This window comes from Reichenbachiella carrageenanivorans, assembly GCF_025639805.1.
Lineage (GTDB): Bacteria > Bacteroidota > Bacteroidia > Cytophagales > Cyclobacteriaceae > Reichenbachiella > Reichenbachiella carrageenanivorans.
This window is the reverse complement of the sequence record NZ_CP106735.1, coordinates 2,487,378-2,503,735: the sequence shown is the minus strand read 5'-3', so window position 1 is coordinate 2,503,735 and position 16,358 is coordinate 2,487,378. Positions and strand designations below refer to the sequence as shown.

General features: G+C 41.1%; 16 protein-coding genes. 8 read left to right on the top strand and 8 right to left on the bottom strand.

Translation table 11 applies throughout. From position 1 onward, the window contains the following. Nucleotides 1–20: 20 nt before the first annotated feature. Both N7E81_RS09920 and N7E81_RS09915 read left to right on the top strand, forming a co-directional pair. Nucleotides 21–398 (top strand): BlaI/MecI/CopY family transcriptional regulator, encoded by a 378-nt coding sequence (locus tag N7E81_RS09920; RefSeq protein WP_263049431.1) that lies wholly within the window; start codon nt 21–23, stop codon nt 396–398. Further along, complete coding sequence (locus N7E81_RS09915; RefSeq protein ID WP_263049430.1) at nt 391–1,611, top strand: M56 family metallopeptidase; 1,221 nt, start codon at nt 391–393, stop codon at nt 1,609–1,611. Before N7E81_RS09920 ends, N7E81_RS09915 begins: the two co-directional genes overlap by 8 nt. 86 nt (nt 1,612–1,697) lie before the next feature. Here N7E81_RS09915 and N7E81_RS09910 read toward each other — a convergent pair whose 3' ends face one another. From N7E81_RS09910 to N7E81_RS09895, 4 genes are read right to left on the bottom strand one after another with little or no spacing between them, the layout of a single operon-like run. Next, the gene (locus N7E81_RS09910) at nt 1,698–2,405 is read right to left on the bottom strand and encodes an N-formylglutamate amidohydrolase (RefSeq protein WP_263049429.1); all 708 of its coding nucleotides are present in this window, start codon (nt 2,403–2,405) and stop codon (nt 1,698–1,700) included. After that, a complete protein-coding gene (locus N7E81_RS09905; RefSeq protein WP_263049428.1) occupies nt 2,384–3,640 on the bottom strand; it encodes a carboxylate-amine ligase in 1,257 nt (418 codons plus the stop codon). Before N7E81_RS09905 ends, N7E81_RS09910 begins: the two co-directional genes overlap by 22 nt. Before the next feature lies 1 nt (nt 3,641). Then, nucleotides 3,642–5,078 carry a RimK family protein gene (locus N7E81_RS09900; protein WP_263049427.1) on the bottom strand — a complete coding sequence of 479 codons (1,437 nt, stop codon included), beginning with the start codon at nt 5,076–5,078 and terminating at the stop codon, nt 3,642–3,644. Between the two features lie 3 nt (nt 5,079–5,081). Beyond that, the gene (locus N7E81_RS09895; RefSeq protein ID WP_263049426.1) at nt 5,082–5,840 is read right to left on the bottom strand and encodes a C39 family peptidase; all 759 of its coding nucleotides are present in this window, start codon (nt 5,838–5,840) and stop codon (nt 5,082–5,084) included. Between the two features lie 38 nt (nt 5,841–5,878). Between N7E81_RS09895 and N7E81_RS09890 the strand changes: the two genes are divergently transcribed. Next, entirely contained in the window at nt 5,879–6,442 is a 564-nt protein-coding gene (locus N7E81_RS09890) for an RNA polymerase sigma factor (RefSeq protein ID WP_263049425.1), read from the top strand. Between the two features lie 30 nt (nt 6,443–6,472). Here N7E81_RS09890 and N7E81_RS09885 read toward each other — a convergent pair whose 3' ends face one another. Then, the gene (locus tag N7E81_RS09885) at nt 6,473–7,261 is read right to left on the bottom strand and encodes an RMD1 family protein (RefSeq protein ID WP_263049424.1); all 789 of its coding nucleotides are present in this window, start codon (nt 7,259–7,261) and stop codon (nt 6,473–6,475) included. Between the two features lie 192 nt (nt 7,262–7,453). Here N7E81_RS09885 and N7E81_RS09880 point away from each other — a divergent pair, with 192 nt between their 5' ends. The 4 genes from N7E81_RS09880 (at nt 7,454) to N7E81_RS09865 (ending at nt 14,133) form a co-directional block, all read left to right on the top strand. Then, complete coding sequence (locus tag N7E81_RS09880; RefSeq protein ID WP_263049423.1) at nt 7,454–9,136, top strand: tetratricopeptide repeat protein; 1,683 nt, start codon at nt 7,454–7,456, stop codon at nt 9,134–9,136. 182 nt (nt 9,137–9,318) lie between these two features. After that, entirely contained in the window at nt 9,319–12,054 is a 2,736-nt protein-coding gene (locus tag N7E81_RS09875) for a TonB-dependent receptor (protein ID WP_263049422.1), read from the top strand. Between the two features lie 17 nt (nt 12,055–12,071). After that, entirely contained in the window at nt 12,072–13,049 is a 978-nt protein-coding gene (locus tag N7E81_RS09870) for a hypothetical protein (protein ID WP_263049421.1), read from the top strand. A gap of 1 nt (nt 13,050) precedes the next feature. Then, entirely contained in the window at nt 13,051–14,133 is a 1,083-nt protein-coding gene (locus tag N7E81_RS09865) for a phytase (RefSeq protein ID WP_263049420.1), read from the top strand. A 437-nt stretch (nt 14,134–14,570) separates the two neighbouring features. On the opposite strand, the gene rplT is transcribed toward N7E81_RS09865, so the two are convergent. The 3 genes from rplT to infC all read right to left on the bottom strand — a co-directional run bounded on the left by rplT (nt 14,571) and on the right by infC (nt 15,792). After that, nucleotides 14,571–14,915, bottom strand: coding sequence for a 50S ribosomal protein L20 (gene rplT, locus N7E81_RS09860; RefSeq protein WP_263049419.1), 345 nt, complete (start codon nt 14,913–14,915; stop codon nt 14,571–14,573). Between the two features lie 99 nt (nt 14,916–15,014). Continuing rightward, nucleotides 15,015–15,209 (bottom strand): 50S ribosomal protein L35, encoded by a 195-nt coding sequence (gene rpmI, locus N7E81_RS09855; protein WP_263049418.1) that lies wholly within the window; start codon nt 15,207–15,209, stop codon nt 15,015–15,017. A gap of 22 nt (nt 15,210–15,231) precedes the next feature. Beyond that, the gene (gene infC, locus N7E81_RS09850) at nt 15,232–15,792 is read right to left on the bottom strand and encodes a translation initiation factor IF-3 (RefSeq protein WP_263053072.1); all 561 of its coding nucleotides are present in this window, start codon (nt 15,790–15,792) and stop codon (nt 15,232–15,234) included. Between the two features lie 315 nt (nt 15,793–16,107). On the opposite strand from infC, the gene N7E81_RS09845 reads away from it, so the two are divergent. Next, complete coding sequence (locus N7E81_RS09845; RefSeq protein ID WP_263049417.1) at nt 16,108–16,344, top strand: acyl carrier protein; 237 nt, start codon at nt 16,108–16,110, stop codon at nt 16,342–16,344. The last annotated feature ends 14 nt before the right edge of the window (nt 16,345–16,358 follow it).

Here is a 16,358-nt window from a genome sequence, read left to right as displayed (position 1 = left end):
TAGAATGTAATTAGAAAACTATGAAAGAACTGACCAAAGCAGAAGAGCAAGTAATGAAGGCCTTATGGGAAATAGAGCGAGGTGTGGTGCACGACATCATTGCCAAGTTACCAGACCCTAAACCAGCCTACAATACAGTATCTACGATTGTAAGGATACTAGAGACCAAAAAATTTGCAGATCACAAAGCCTATGGCAAAACCCATGAATACTTCCCTCTGATAGCGAAGAAAGACTACTCCAAATTCTATCTATCCAACTTCATGGACAGCTACTTTGGAGGCTCATTCAAAAATCTCGTTTCCTTCTTTGCCAAGGAAAACGACCTAAACATCAACGAGCTAAACCAGCTCATCGAAATCGCAAAAAAAGACACTAAAACCTCCAACGATGAATAATGTATTCAATTACTTCCTAGAATCGGGCCTTTGCTTGGCCGTGCTTTCCCTTTTCTTTCTTTTGGCCTTGCGGCAGGAAAAAGCCTTTTCATTTAATAGATTTTATCTCCTCGCAAGTGTAGTATTTTCACTAATTGTCCCTCTACTCCACCTGAGTATCAACTCAATACCCTCGCCACTAGCAGTAGGCACGATTACATTGGATGCTTTAGAAATTTCTAATACTGAAAGTACTACAGGAGCCTTCAGTAGCGTGGAGCTACTCAGTACCATCTATATACTCATAGCTACTGGTTTGTTGATCAGGGTCGTATCCAAAGCGATGGGACTGTGGGTGATGAGTCGTACGGCAGAGTTGTATGGAGACTATAGACTCTGCACTTTGCCCAACAGCCGAGAGGCGTACACTTTCGTAAATACCATCTTCATTGGCGATGATTTGCAGACAAGAGAAAAGGAACTGATTTTGTCACACGAAAAGGTTCATGCAGGTGAAATGCACTCAATAGACATTCTCTTTTTAGAGATCATCAGTGCGCTACTTTGGATCAACCCAATACTATACTTCATAAAAAAAATGGCTCGAGTCAACCATGAATATTTGGCGGATGCCCAAGCCGTGCATGCACATGACAAAGATCATTATATACAAATCCTCGCGGTTCACACCTTGAAAATTCATGGGTTTGAGTTGGCACACTCCTTTTACAACTCTTCCATATTGAATAGAATAAAAATGATAAATCAACAAAATAAACAAACTATGAAAATCAAACAAATATTACCTTTTACACTTGGCCTCGCTTTAGTCCTTGTGTTTGGATGCGAAGACATCAATCAGGAATTGAGTGATCAGAGTGATATCGAAGCGGCTCAGACGATTTCCACATATGCTGATGAAATATTCGACAAAGTGGAGGATCTCCCCATGCCTAGAGGTGGCATGCCAAGCTTCTACGAATGGGTTGGTCAAAATATGAAATATCCAGTACAAGCCAAGGAGGCTGGAGTAGAAGGCCGTGTTTTCGTCCAATTTGTCGTAGATGAATCAGGAAAACTCACTGATCCTACAGTACTAAAAGGCATAGGTGCAGGCTGCGACGAAGAAGTCATTCGTATCATAAAAGAAGCTACCAACTGGGCACCAGGAAAAATAGAAGGCAATTCGGTAAAAGTGAAAATGATTTTACCTATTACATTTAAGCTATCATAAACTCAACAAATGCAAATGTATGACTTAAGATAAAAAAAGCTGCTTCAAAGATCAAACAAACAAGTTTTTTGAAGCAGCCTCTTTATCTATTCTGCTACTAAATTCTCCGAAATCACCAAGCTATTGGCTAACACAGACCTGATCACCGACTGATCCTCAGTGCCTGCATATTTCTGGTTGATCTCAATTTCAATTCCCATATATTTTTCTACAGGAAATTTTTCTCTCAAATAAGTAGTAAACCCATCATCTGCGCCGTTGTACGGCACATTGATCATAGTTAGCTTCTCGGGTAGTAATTGTTGTATCTGTGCTTGCCACATTTGGCAAAACTCCAACTCCAGCCAGCGCGACTCATCACAAAGCAATCCAATATCTACCTGACGTTCTATACCATTCAATACGGGAGTAAAACTGTGCACAGAGAGATGAAGCACCTCATGCCCTTCGGCGATATACTTTGCCAAGTTTTTCTCCACCGCATTGCGGTAGGGATAGTAAAACTTATTCAAAATATACTTCTTGATCGGCTTGTCAAGTTCATGTGCATATTTAGAAAACAGCTCATCACTATGAAGAGACCTGTTCGTTTCTACCAATAGTCGAGATACCCGCTGATACGACAGCGGTGCTGGAATGTGCCGAGATAAGTACTTGGCCACTTCTAAGGCACCAATATCCCATCCCTTGTGAGAACTCAGCTCCTTCTCATGGGCTGCGAACAGGTATTTGTACTCACGTGGAATATAGTTGCCCCCATGTTCACACGTGATTATAATTTTTCTTTTACGCATGACTCAAAAATTTCATTGTTAGACAAACAATCCGCCAACTCATTATAGACCAATTTGATATTGTCTTCGGTATAGATCCCATCGAGTGCAGTCAATATTCGCGAAGCCAAAGTGCCTCCTTCTAAGATCTGATGAAGCGTATCCAGCCATGGCCCTATAAACACCGGATGGTGCACCTTGACCAGCTCTAGCAAATGCACCCACAGTTCCTTGGCTGTAGCCTGCTCTTGCGTCATCCCAAAAACTTGCAAGTAGGCAGCGTCGGCTATCACCGTGTTTTCAGCAGTCACTATAGTCTGCTGAAAAATCTTGCTGAGCGGAGCAACTAACCAAGTTTGCTGCTCATGGGCGCTACAAGTGACCTCTGCTGCCAGTACCTTGAGTACACCAATAATCAACGCTACGATAGCCATATCCGCCTTCGGACATTCCTGTATATCCAGCAGTCTTATCTCTATAGACCCACGATCGAAGCGTGCAATCGCCCCTCGGGAGTTGAGCCATACAGGCTCTAAAATATGCTGCTCATCGTAAGGTGCTACAGCCGCTTGAATCGGCTCATAGATCATTTTGTGATAATGTCGCTTAGAAAAAGCCCTTTCAGGAATGACCTTACCAGTAAGCTCAGGAATCACTTTTTGATTGGATTGATAATAGTCCAAACGCTTATCGAGATAACCTGTGGCAGCGCCGTCTAGCACAGGTGAACTGGCCGCTATCGCTGGCAAAATGGGCAAAATCAACCGCACTGCGGCATGCAAACGTGCAAACTCCTCGTCGTCATAAAATGGCAAATTGAGGTGTGTGCTTTGTAGATTGGACCAGCCGTGGCCTTTGCAGTTGAAAATGCGATTGTAGATATCGTATATTTCATTGTTGTCGTGTGGCCACAAAAAGGTCTCCTTCTCTGGGTTCATCATAGGGTGAGCCGCCGTAGGCATCAAGCGCGCATTGAAAGCCATCAATTTTTTATTGATGTCCCGAATGTTTTGCTGAAATCCTTCGGCCAAAGCCACCAAATCCAGCTCTGGCTTCGAGCATTTCAACTCCAGCACATGCAGTACCAATTCATTGCTCCAAGTGACCAAACCACGATCTACTTCATTGCTAAACGCTCCTAATACGCTCTTGATCAAATCGTCCGTAATGGGCCGAATAGCCAAAGTATCATTGTCTACAATCATGTATTCCAGCTCTATTCCATAGCGCTGAAACAGGTGCATTCTCGTGTTCATCTCAATTCAATCTTTGTAAAAAAGTATCCATTATTTTAGCGTAAAGCTGATTTTTCAGCACTTTGTCTTCCACCCCCACATCTATGCTCGGGTTGTCATTGACCTCTATCACGTAGAAGACGCCTTCTATTTCTTTGATATCCACACCATAGAGACCTTTGCCTATTAGTGAAGTAGCTTTCAAGGCTGTTTCGATTAATTTTTTAGGTGCATCTTCCACTTTGAGTGTTTCACTCTTGCCCTCCCGATGCTCTCCATTCTTCTTCCAATCCACGATCTGCCAATGATTTTGTGCCATATAGTATTTGCACACATAGAGCGGCTGTCCATCGATGATTCCTACTCTCCAGTCGTAAGCTGTAGGGACAAACTCCTGCAGAATCAAAAGCTCTGACTTGCTAAATAGCTCTTTCAATGCAGGTTTCAATTCCTCCGCATTGGCGATTTTCTTCACCCCTTTAGAAAACGAACCATCGGGCTGCTTGATCACCAGCGGGTAGTTGAATTCGCTTGGGATCTCCTGATGATCCTTTCGCAAAATGTGCGACTTGGGCACCTTGATTTTGTTGGCCACCAGCAGTTCATGAAGGTACACTTTATTGGTGCACTTCAGTATAGAGTTTGGATCATCAAAAACCACCAAGCCTTCAGACTCTGCCTTCTTGGCAAAGCGATAGGTATAATGGTTCACATTGGTGGTCACACGAATAAGTAAGGCATCGAACTGCACCAGTTTACCAAAATCGTTTTTGGTGATGATCTCCACATTGAACCCCTTTTTCTCTGCTTCTGAGATAAATTTCTGAATTGCCTTCGGGCAAGAAGGTGGTGTAGGATCGTCTGGACTGAGCAAAATAGCCAAGTCATACTTCTTACGCGCATACTTTTTGCGCACCACGTTTTTGCCCATCAGATAGAAGTGAAGTGCCTTTTGCAACATCGGAAATTCCTCCTCGGCCACTTCATTGAGGTGCAGTGTCTTCAGTGATTTCAGCTGCCATTTCTCCTTCTTCTCAAACACAGCCTGAATGATTGGCACTTGAAACAAGTTGAAAATCAATGCGCCCAAATTGCTAAACGCAGGGTCGTCTGCATAACCCAAAAAGGTCTTCATCGTAAATTTGGTTTCGTTGATTCCTTTCAAACTTTCGTTGATGAGATCTTCGAAGTCGTCCGCATCATCTTTGATCAACGAGGGAAACCTAAAGTCTTGCAACGTAGCAATCTCAGGGATGACCTTGTGCCCACGCGCCTCTGCCAGCAGCGACACATAATACCCTACACTTTGGTATTGATGCGATTTGCAGAGGTTAATGATTTTAAACTTTTTGGCCTGATATTCTGGATTGCCGAAGTAAGTCGTGGGCGTGACCACGGTCACGCCTTCGAAGCTCAAGCTCCATTTTTCAGGGTTTTCTGTAATAATTAGTTTTGACATCGTTTAGTTTTCTTTTGGAGCTATCATCAATAAATTGGCATCGTAGGTCACTACGCCTAGCATCACCGAGGTGATCAATTTTTGGTAGCTCACTTTATAATATTGTTCGTCGCTGATCGGATTGTACTTCAAAGGATCGGCAATGTAGACCTGTCGGCTATCAGGGTTGTATCCATTCAGAATCACAAAATGACCTGTAGGTTCTCCCTTTATATCGTCGTATTGTACTTCTATATCGCCAATCTCGCGCGGGCTGTCATACAAGTAGGTGGCACTCAACCCAGACAAAACCGGCACATCCTTGGCCAGATAAGATCTAATCAAAGCAGGTGTCAGGCTTTCGTATTTTATTTTTCCGCCCAAGGACAAAAAAGTAAGGTAGGCTTGACTTGCTGCTATCAAGACTTCATTGTCGGGTTTGGCTGCCATTTGAGCTTCTAGTTTTTGAACTAGATCTACCTTTCCTTTGAACCAAGAAGGGTCGAACACATGCAAATTGAACGTGTAAATAGTAGCATCATAGCCTCGGTCTAGCGCATGAATACCTAACAAAACGGCCAGCGTGCCGCCCGTAGAAAGCTGTTCTACCTGCTCGATGACTTCGTGCAAGGGAATGACGTCTTTGTAATAGCTATACACCCCATGCAGACAGGTAGGCCCGCAGGTGACATCGTTTGGCTGTGCCTTGATGCTCACATCCAAAATCTTTTCTTTAATCGCAGTTTGCATTTTATACACGTACTTTTCTATATATTTCAACATTGGACGCAGGGTTTTAGAAAAGTCACACAAGTCATTACATGATTGATAAAAAAATTTCAGACGAGGCATTAATCAGCATCCTTCAGACCGAAGGAAACTTGACTTATTTTTCCCTACTGACTGAGCGACACGAACAAACCATCCTAAAAAAATGTAAGAGCTATGTCAAGGACGATGACACCGCCGAAGACCTATGTCAGGAAATACTGATCAAGGTATTTTTAAAACTTAAAGACTTTAGAGGAGAAGCCCGTTTTTCTACTTGGCTATTCGCCATCGTGCACAACACCTGCATGGACTATCTCCGAAAAAACAAGAAAAGCCAAGTCCTAAAAGTAATTACCGAAAAAATGGCCGATGAGGTGGCCGAAATGATCGAAGGCGTAGACGAAATTCCCGAAGCTCTGTCCATCCAGATCTTGGAAGAACTGCTCGAGCTGATCTCTCCCGAGGAAAAAATGCTTCTCTTGTTGAAATACAAAGAGAAGCACCCCATCAAAGACATTCAACAAAGCTTGGGTCTTTCTGAAAGCGCCGTAAAAATGCGACTAAAACGAGCACGTACGCATGTCAATGAGCTTTACCAGAAACTAAAGAAATAACCACTACAGCGAAACGCGCCATAGCCTTCCCTACAGTAGCTTCGAAATAAAAGTATCCAGTACCTCTACCAAAATTAAAATAATGATAATCCACTCTAGTCTACTGCTCTCTTTGTGATGATAGAGATCCATGTAGGTAGACAAGTTGTCTTTGATAATCTTGAAGGTGCTATCGATCGAGCGATACCTTGTGCTCAGGTCGAAATGCTTGGACAATGACAAGTTTACTTTTTCCAGATATTCGCTCTCCCATGTGGCTGGAGGTGCATCGAAAATGTATAAGTTTTCGGCTATTCGGTTTTGGGTGTTCAAGGCCTTGCCTACGAAACGCAGGATGCTTTTTCTACCAATTTTCAATTGTCCATTAGACTCTAGCTGCGCCGTGAATTCCCTCACGCTAGTGAGCAAATCCTGAGATACGGTATCATAATATTTGAGTGCCAAACTCTGCCCAAGATTTAGCATGGCTATGCGTATAACAGCCTCATTGATTTCTGGCAAGGCTATGTGATCAAATCTAGTTTGATAGTCACCTGCCGACTGTTTGATCCCAAAATCATCTTGGTATAAATCACTGTCCTTCTCCGCTATGGTCAGTCCTAGTTTAGTATACAATGCGTCAATCTCCTGCTGACCACAGTTGTAAAAGACCAACACTCCATAACTAAAAATCAACCCATACTTATTGGTTCCCAAGCCAAAAAACAATTCCAAAGAATTGGATTCAATCAAGTCCTCTTCGACCGCCACTCTACAGGCTTTAAGGTTGATGGGACTATGCATGTGAAACGCTTTTAGTGTATTTATCAAATCAGACATACATCAAATAGTTTTTTCGACATTGGACGCAAGATTTGATAAAAGTCACAGGGCTTTGTTCGTATCAAATGAAAAAAATCAATTGGTCGACTTTTCTTAACAATAAGATAAAATACTGATATCGTGGTTTACTACTCGCCACAGATCATAATAGTCATTTTTGCTTGTTCTGACTTTTCATCATAATTTCAAATGACTCTACGTACTTTCTTATCCATTTTAGGAATAGCCACTTGGCTATTCTCTGGGTGCTCACTGAGGACTAATGATTCCAATATAAAAAGTAACGCCACGATAGACGCCCTGCTCAAGAAAGTAGAATCCAATCCCGAATTCACCAGCGATAGTTCATTGTTTTTTACCCGTCGTGCCCTCATTCTATCTCGCGAGCTAGGCTATCACTATGGGCTAGCCAGAAGCAGCCACTTGCTCGGAGCAGTATTTTACAAAATCGGAAACTTAGACTTATCCATCAAGCACCTCCATGAGTCTATCCACGCTTATAATCAAATCAACGACCAGCTCCACTTGGCTGAAACTAATAGCCTCATCGGGCAAGTATACCTTAGGTCTGAAAACTATAACCAGGGCCTCATACACCTGCGACGAGCTCGCTCGCTATACAATTTACAAAACCTGGATTCAGGAGAAGCTCATGTCTTTGGGCTCATAGGACATCTATATGAAAAATCTAAGCAGTATGATTCCGCGCTCTTTTATCAACAAAAAGCCCTTGAATATTTTTCTACTTATGTAGACTCTACCGAACTGGCTGTGATCTACGACAATATTGGAAGTATCTATGAAGACCTTGAAGCTTTTGACGAAGCTTATGTCAATTTCAAAAAAGCCTATGATTACAACAGAGCACTATCCAACACAAGCGAAGCCATCATAAACCTCAACAACATAGGAGACACCTACCGAAAACGAAATCAACTCTCCACGGCTCTTCGCTATACTCGGCAGGCCTATAATGAAGCTAAGCTGCTACAGAATGATTACCAGATTCAATCCGCAGCAAGGGATCTGGCTAAAAACTACTTAGCCAGTGAACAATACGATAGCGCTTATCACTATCTCAATCAAAGCTATGAACTCAACGAAGTCATTTTTGGAAAAGAAATCGCCAAAGAGATTGCCAATGCCCAAACGATATTTGACTTAGAACAAAAACAGCAAACCATCTCTTTGCTAGAAAAAGAACGAGCGTCCAACCGACAAATTACCATTATTGGATTTGGCGCATCGGCCATTTTGATCATACTCATCGTCTATGGGTCTGGCCAGCGAGGTGCTAAAAACAGAAAAGAAAGAAAATTGCTAAAAACGGAAAATGAACTGAGCAAAGCAGAGCTGATCAATGCCCAATTGAATGAGGAAAAGCTGAAAACAGAACTTGAAAACAAGCACCTAGAAGAAAGTAAACTCCAACTTGAACTAGAGTTGAAAAACAAGTCCCTGAGCAGATCTGCCCTACAGATCATCCAAAAAAATGAATTTTTAGAAAGCCTAAGAAGCAACCTAAAGAAGATTAAAAAAAGCGAAAAAGAAGATATTCATCAAAAAATAAGAAAACTGACAAGATCGATCGATCTGAATTTTAACCTAGACGAAGATTGGGAGGAATTTGAAAATATCTTCCAACAGATTCACACGGGTTTTTTCGACCGCATAAGGAAGAATCATCCTGGTCTCACCAACTCCGAAGTCAGACTTTGTGCAATGATACATGCCAATTTGCATTCACATGAAATAGCATCTATCATGAACATCTCCAATGACAGTCTAAGAATTGCTAGATATCGACTAAGAAAAAAGCTAGGATTAGAAAAAGGTGAAAATTTATATGCATACATCACCAACCTAGGTTAACGCTGAATTAACATCAAATCAATTGACAATCAATACATTACAAACAGCTGTTTACGTTTTGATGCCTTCCCCTAGCGCTTTTGCTGCTCTTTTGTTGACTGCCCATTAATACCCAAGTCACACTTGCAACTATCCTTTGCCCATCAAAAAATTATTAATGCTTCAACTATGAACATAAAACCATGAAACAACTATTCACATTTTTAATCATTAACCTAATCGGGCTGAGTGCAATAGCACAAGACATAGTGATTCGAGGTACGGTAACTGATGAATCTACTGGTGAAAGATTGCCTGGTGCCATCATCAAAGTAGACCAGACCACATCAGGCACCCTCTCGGATGTAGATGGCGAATTTGTACTGCGTGTCAATCCAGGGCAAATCAACCTGATCATTAGTTATTTGGGGTACAACGACATTACACTCGAAGCCAATGCAGACACCGATGTTTTTGTTGACGTCCAACTAAGCGAATTAATTTCAGAGCTGGAAGAAGTCACTGTTTTTGGAAGTCTTCAAGGGCAGCAAAAAGCCCTCAACCAACAACGAAGCTCTGGTAACATCAAAAATATAGTAGCGGCTGATCAAATCAGCCGTTTTCCTGATCCTAATGTAGCAGAAGCTTTGCAAAGAATCCCTGGCGTAACTCTCCAGAGAGATCAAGGCGAAGGTAGATATGTGATCGTGAGAGGTTTGTCTCCTCAGTTTACCAATATCAACATCAATGGAGAACAAATTCCCTCTCCAGAATCGGGCGTACGTTTTGTCGCACTGGACGCCATCCCTGCCGAGCAGCTATCGTCTATCGAAGTAAGCAAAACCTTGTCTCCAGATATGGATGGTGATGCCGTAGGTGGATCTGTCAACTTGGTCACTCGAAAAGCCAAAAGTGGAACTCCTGAAATACAAGGCACCTTATTAGGCGGCTACAACAACGAACTAGGTAAAGTTAATAGCCAAGGCTCATTGTTACTCGGCCAGCGATTTGGGCTAGAACAAAAACTAGGAGTTATGCTCAACGCCAGCCACTATTTCAACGATTTGGGATCAGATGGATGGGAACGTGACGACAGTGATCTTGAGTTGAGAGACTATGAATTACGCAGAACAAGAAGCGCCATTAGCGGAACTATTGATTATCGGTTCAATCCTACCAGTGAAATCTATTTCAGAGGAATATACAACAGCTTCACTGACAGAGAAGTAAGACGAAGGTACGTATTTGTACCCAACACTGACGACAGTCCATTCGAAGACAATGAGATTGAAAGATTGACAAAGGATAGATTCGAGAAGCAAGATGTCTCTAGTTATAATCTGGGTGGCAAGCATGTATTACCAAAGTTCACCATTGACTATGAAGTGTCATATGCACTGGCTCTACAAGATACTCCATTCGATTATGAAGTCAATTTCATAGGAGAGCCTGACGCCATCAATATTGACTTTCAACCTGACTACCCCGTATTTAGCACCAATAGTGAGTTTGACTATCTCGACAATTCCAACTATGAATTTGATGAACTAGAAGCTGGCAATACATACTCCCAAGACAGAAACATCACTGGAAAAGTAAATGTAGCTGTGCCTTATGCGATTGGCCAAAATCAAGGATTCATCAAATTTGGAGGAAAATACAGAGCCAAAGACAAAGAACTAGAAGTAACCAACAACAAATACGGTTGGCAAGGTGGAGACATCTCTTTCAACGGTGAAACAGGAGACTTCACACTAGACAAGTTTAGTGGTGGCCTAATCGACAACGATTACCTAGGAGGCAGATATAGTCTATCAGCAGCTCCTGACATGGGCAAGGTCATGACGTTTTTCAATGCCAACCAAAATGGGTTTGAACTAGAAGTAGAAGACAAACTAGTAGACGAAAGTGTAGAAAGCTATACCGCTAGTGAAGACGTAATAGCTGCCTATCTGATGACAGACGTTACGTTCAACAAACTACAGGTAATTGGTGGGGTTAGGTTTGAACAGACAAATGTGGACTACAAATACAACACCGTATTTTTCGACGAAGATGGAGACCTAGATGAGATTGTATCCGAAGAAGGTACAACAGACTACACATTCGTATTACCACAAGTCAATTTGAAATATGCCCTAAACAGCATGACCAATTTGAGGTTGGCAGGAACGATGTCCTATGCAAGACCTAATTTTGAATCTATTGTTCCTGCCCAAGAAATTAATCTCGCAGACAAAGAAGGCACAATAGGCAATCCAGCTCTAAAGCCTGTCTCCGCAATTAACGTAGACCTGATGGTGGATCACTATTTCGGCACCGTAGGTGTGATATCAGCTGGTATTTTCTACAAAAATCTGGACAGTTTCATATACAAAAGACGATTCGAAACAGACAGTTACCTTGGTCGAGATTTTGGTCAAACCATAGAGCTCACGCAAGACGTCAATGGCCAAAAGGCAAGCCTGACCGGAATTGAAATCGCCTATCAACAGAACTTAACTTTTCTACCAGGATTCTTGTCAGGATTTGGTCTTTATGCCAACTATACGTTTACCACGTCTAGCGCAACACTGAAGGATCGCTCTGGCCTAGGAGATAGCGAAGAAATCGACTTACCAGGACAAGCCAAACACGTAGGAAACCTAAGTTTATCTTATAGCCTAAAAGGCTTCACCGCAAGAGTTTCGGGCAACTATGCTGGCGCATACTTAGCAGAACTTGGCGCAGATACTGACGAAGACGAATACATCAAAGGTCGCCTTCAAGTAGATGCTACTGCCAACTACCAAATCAGTGATCATTTCAACGTTTTTGCTGAATTTTTAAACATTACAAATGCGCCCTATGAAGCTTATATCGGAGGAAATGAAAATCATCCCTCACAGCGTGAGTTTTATTCTTGGTGGTCTCGTATAGGCGTAAAAGTCAATTTCTAATATCGAAAAAAACAATCATGAAAATCAAATATATATTCCTACTGGCTGCCATCACATTTTTGGCAGCATGTGCGAAAGATGAACCAGAAGTGGAAATTAACGACACCGATTTCCCATACCGTCTCGTCATCGACGAAGAAGGTGCTGATCTTGCAGATGCCGAAGATTACAAAATAGAAATCTCTTTTGCAGACTATCTTGATGAATTGCCAAGCTCGCCCATCACATTGACTTATACACTTAGTGGCGAAGATGATTTTGTCAATGTAGCAATAGACGAAGTACTATATATCTATGAAGACGAAGATTGTGAATTTGAACGTGAAATCACTTTTGATGACCAGTCAATCACTATTCCAGTTGATGCAAATTTAGGCACTGTACCTGAGGAGTTTGAAATTGTAGTCGCATTCAACCTACCAGGGTCAGAAGCTTCAGATGGAAGTTTCAAACTAGCAATCACTAGCATTGATACACAAGAAAATGTTGTTGTCAATGACCTAAGCGAATTCGAATATGAAATTCTCGACAACGACCTCGCAGGTGAATGGGTCTTGGATTTGGACGAAACTGGTTTTACTGATCTAAAAGCGGTCTTTGGTAGTATCTCTTCAGATCTCAATGATTTAAGCTTTTCTGAAATCACTGGTGAAGTGAAATTTGAATTTGAATTCGAGGAAATGAAAATAGAAATCGAGCTCATAGAAGAAGAAAACGTGACTTCCTGTGAAAATGGAGAGACCGAAACAGAAACAGAAAATCTAATCGTAGAAATTGAAGCAGACTACGCTGCAGAAGAAGGAGAACTTGAAATGGAAGGTTCTTTCTTCAATGATGAAGGAGAAGAAATCGATTTCATTAGCGAAGCTGCATACGAGATTTCTGGAGACAACCTCACTCTCACTTTTGTAAAAGTGATAGATAGTGACGACCATTTTCAAGAAGGAGATGAATTATTCGACGGCTCAAAAGTTTTCAATCTAACAAAAGACTAACATGAAAAAAACAGTAAAATTATGGGTCTTATTGGGAATATGTGCTGCATGCAGCACTCCCAACAAAGAATCTACCCCAGAACCGATTCGCCCCAAGTACGTGACTGACCCCGTAAATTTTGATAGTGATGACCCCGCTATTTGGATTCATCCCAATGACCCAGCAAAATCTCTTATTCTCGGTACGGACAAGCGTGAAAATTCACAAGGGGGTATCTTCGTTTTTGACCTTCAAGGAAAAGAAGACAGTACCAAACGAATCAAAAACATTGACCGACCCAACAATATAGACATCACCTACGGATTTGCTCTGGACAGTACCCAACGTAGAGATTTGGCTATATTCACCGAAAGAGGAAAAAAACAAATTCGGGTATTCTCTATCCCCAATATGGAGCCTTTAGATAACGGAGGCATACCCGTCTTTGAGGACAGCGAAAGCCGTGAGGTCATGGGAATCGCACTTTACAAACGAGCAACTGATGATTCTCTCTTTGCCATAGTTAGCCGCAAAGGAGAAGGCTCTCCTAGTAATGGTTATTTATACCAATATATACTATATGCAGAAGGAGGCTCGATCAAAGGTAAGTTAGTTCGCAAATTCGGGCAGTTTAGTGGAGGGGATGGAGAAATAGAAGCCATCGCTGTAGATGAAAAATTAGGTTACATCTATTACTCAGACGAACTCTATGGTATCCGCAAATATTACGCAGATCCTGCCATGGGCGATGAGCAACTCAGTCTCTTTGGCTTAGATGGTTTTCAAGAAGATCGAGAAGGCATTTCGATCTACGAAACTTCTGACAGTACAGGGTACCTACTAGTTTCTGATCAACAAGCTCATGCTTTTCGAGTATTCTCAAGAGAAGGTACGCCAGACGACCCACATAGCCATGAGTTAATCCAAGTCCTACCCGTTCAGGCAGTGGAAAGCGATGGATCTGAGGTATCAAACCTTACATTCAACCAAGACTTTCCAAAAGGCTTCTTTGTAGCCATGTCAGATAATAAAACCTTTGAAATCTACGACTGGCGAGATATAGAGAAAGAATTAATGACACCTAAAGCTGAAGTAACCAAGTAAATATCAACAAGTAATCTGATTTCTAAAAAGGGCGGCAATTTGTCGCCTTTTTTTGTCCATTTAGTTTCGGATCACTCCGTATTTCTGGGGGAAACCTGAATATATATCCAGTTCAACTAATTTTGATTACCACCATTCAAGCCATGGAGGCTCATCCTTTTTCTTGATAAAAAGGATGCAAAAATCAAGAAAAATTTAAAGGCGCAAGGCCATTACCCACATCGCCACCAATTTTTCACCATCCCGCCAAAGTGACTAAAGTCTACATTGATATTCCGCTTTCTAGAATAAAAAGACAGTTTTTATATTGGGTGTCAATTATCAATGCAGTAATCCCCCAACTTTACAGACTGATCCTTAGTTTCATCTAAAGTCTATAAACGAAAAACCTCGACGCAAGGCGTCGAGGTTTTTCATATCTATAAAACAGCTACAGCTTATTTCAACTGATCTACTACTGCTTTGAAAGCTTCTGGATGATTCATTGCCAAATCAGCCAATACTTTTCTATTCAATTCGATGTCAGAGGCAGTCAACTTCCCCATGAACTGAGAGTAAGACAAACCGTGCTCTCTTGCACCAGCGTTGATTCTCTGAATCCACAACTTTCTGAACTCTCTCTTTTTAACCTTTCTGTCTCGGTATGCGTATCCGAGTCCTTTTTCAACGGCGTTTTTAGCTACCGTCCATACATTTTTTCTTCTTCCGAAATAACCTTTGGCTAACTTCAGAACCTTTTTCCTGCGAGCTCTACTCGCTACAGTGTTTACCGATCTTGGCATAATTTTTAACTTTTTTGATTATTGGCGACCCTACTTTCGTCTGATTCTTAAGACCAATACTCTGGTGAAAATTTGAACCTAACTCTGATCTAATCAGAATTAAATGTTGAGCATTTCTTTAACATTAGCTACGTCTGACTTGTGGACGAGTCCAGTTTTAGTCAAGTTTCGCTTCTGCTTGGTTTCTTTCTTTGTCAGAATGTGGCTTTTGAAAGCATGCTTTCTTTTGATTTTACCAGACCCTGTCAGTTTAAACCTTTTCTTCGCTCCTGCTTTAGTTTTAACTTTTGGCATTTGTATATATTAATAAAAAAAATTAATTCTTCTTTTGAACTTTTGGAGAAAGCATCAAAAACATTCGTTTTCCTTCCAATTTAGGAAGTTGTTCCACCTTAGCATGCTCTTCGAGAGATTGAGCAAATTTCAATAGCAAAATTTCCCCTCTATCCTTAAAGACAATGGTACGTCCTACAAAATGTACATAAGCTTTCACTTTAGCACCTTCTTTCAAGAACTTGATGGCATGATTCAATTTGAAATTAAAATCATGATCATCAGTATTAGGGCCGAACCTAATCTCCTTCAAAACACTTTTATGTGCTTTGGATTTGATCTCCTTTTGCTTCTTTTTCTGCTCGTACTTAAACTTCGAATAATCGGTAATTTTACAAACCGGAGGATCTGCATTAGGCGATATCTCCACTAAATCCAACCCTTGATCTTGGGCCATTTTAATAGCCTGCGAAGTCTGATATACATCGACCTTTACATTTTCACCAACTACCCTAACTTCTCTGGCAGTGATGCGATCATTTACTTTGTAGGGTTCTTCAACACGACCTCTAAAGCCACGTCTTTGGAATCTTTGTTTAGCGATTTTTACTTAAGTTTTAGATTAACAAAAAATTTCGAGCTGCAAATATCGACATTATTTATAGAAAAACAATATATGCGCATTGTAATAGCACATTTAATTTGCATGTAATTTTCTCCTTACGGAGCATTAGGCAAAGGTAATGACTCCATACGAAGACACCTTATTATACAGCAAAACTTTTACAGAGACTTTGATACACATAAATAGCGAAAATTCACCCGCATTTTATCTATAGCTGAGATTGCAAAAATTAGTTTGGCATTAATGGTTTAAATATCTTTCTTTGCACAGATTTTTAAACCAAACAATAATAAAATGTCTGATATAGCACAAAAAGTTAAATCAATTATTATCGACAAATTAGGAGTAGAAGAGTCTGAAGTAAGCAATGAAGCGAGCTTCACGAACGACCTTGGTGCTGACTCTTTAGACACTGTCGAATTGATTATGGAATTTGAAAAGGAGTTCAATATCTCTATTCCAGACGATCAAGCTGAAAACATCGGTACTGTAGGACAGGCTGTTGAATATCTAGAAGCGAACGCAAAATAATTTAAACATACCTA

What these genes read in the sequence shown, in the direction of transcription:
- N7E81_RS09920 (WP_263049431.1), top strand. Translation starts at nt 21, where the DNA reads ATGAAAGAACTGACCAAAGCAGAAGAGCAAGTAATGAAGGCCTTATGG.
- N7E81_RS09915 (WP_263049430.1), top strand. Translation starts at nt 391, where the DNA reads ATGAATAATGTATTCAATTACTTCCTAGAATCGGGCCTTTGCTTGGCC.
- N7E81_RS09910 (WP_263049429.1), bottom strand. Translation starts at nt 2,405, where the DNA reads ATGCGTAAAAGAAAAATTATAATCACGTGTGAACATGGGGGCAACTAT.
- N7E81_RS09905 (WP_263049428.1), bottom strand. Translation starts at nt 3,640, where the DNA reads ATGAACACGAGAATGCACCTGTTTCAGCGCTATGGAATAGAGCTGGAA.
- N7E81_RS09900 (WP_263049427.1), bottom strand. Translation starts at nt 5,078, where the DNA reads ATGTCAAAACTAATTATTACAGAAAACCCTGAAAAATGGAGCTTGAGC.
- N7E81_RS09895 (WP_263049426.1), bottom strand. Translation starts at nt 5,840, where the DNA reads ATGTTGAAATATATAGAAAAGTACGTGTATAAAATGCAAACTGCGATT.
- N7E81_RS09890 (WP_263049425.1), top strand. Translation starts at nt 5,879, where the DNA reads ATGATTGATAAAAAAATTTCAGACGAGGCATTAATCAGCATCCTTCAG.
- N7E81_RS09885 (WP_263049424.1), bottom strand. Translation starts at nt 7,261, where the DNA reads ATGTCTGATTTGATAAATACACTAAAAGCGTTTCACATGCATAGTCCC.
- N7E81_RS09880 (WP_263049423.1), top strand. Translation starts at nt 7,454, where the DNA reads ATGACTCTACGTACTTTCTTATCCATTTTAGGAATAGCCACTTGGCTA.
- N7E81_RS09875 (WP_263049422.1), top strand. Translation starts at nt 9,319, where the DNA reads ATGAAACAACTATTCACATTTTTAATCATTAACCTAATCGGGCTGAGT.
- N7E81_RS09870 (WP_263049421.1), top strand. Translation starts at nt 12,072, where the DNA reads ATGAAAATCAAATATATATTCCTACTGGCTGCCATCACATTTTTGGCA.
- N7E81_RS09865 (WP_263049420.1), top strand. Translation starts at nt 13,051, where the DNA reads ATGAAAAAAACAGTAAAATTATGGGTCTTATTGGGAATATGTGCTGCA.
- rplT (WP_263049419.1), bottom strand. Translation starts at nt 14,915, where the DNA reads ATGCCAAGATCGGTAAACACTGTAGCGAGTAGAGCTCGCAGGAAAAAG.
- rpmI (WP_263049418.1), bottom strand. Translation starts at nt 15,209, where the DNA reads ATGCCAAAAGTTAAAACTAAAGCAGGAGCGAAGAAAAGGTTTAAACTG.
- N7E81_RS09845 (WP_263049417.1), top strand. Translation starts at nt 16,108, where the DNA reads ATGTCTGATATAGCACAAAAAGTTAAATCAATTATTATCGACAAATTA.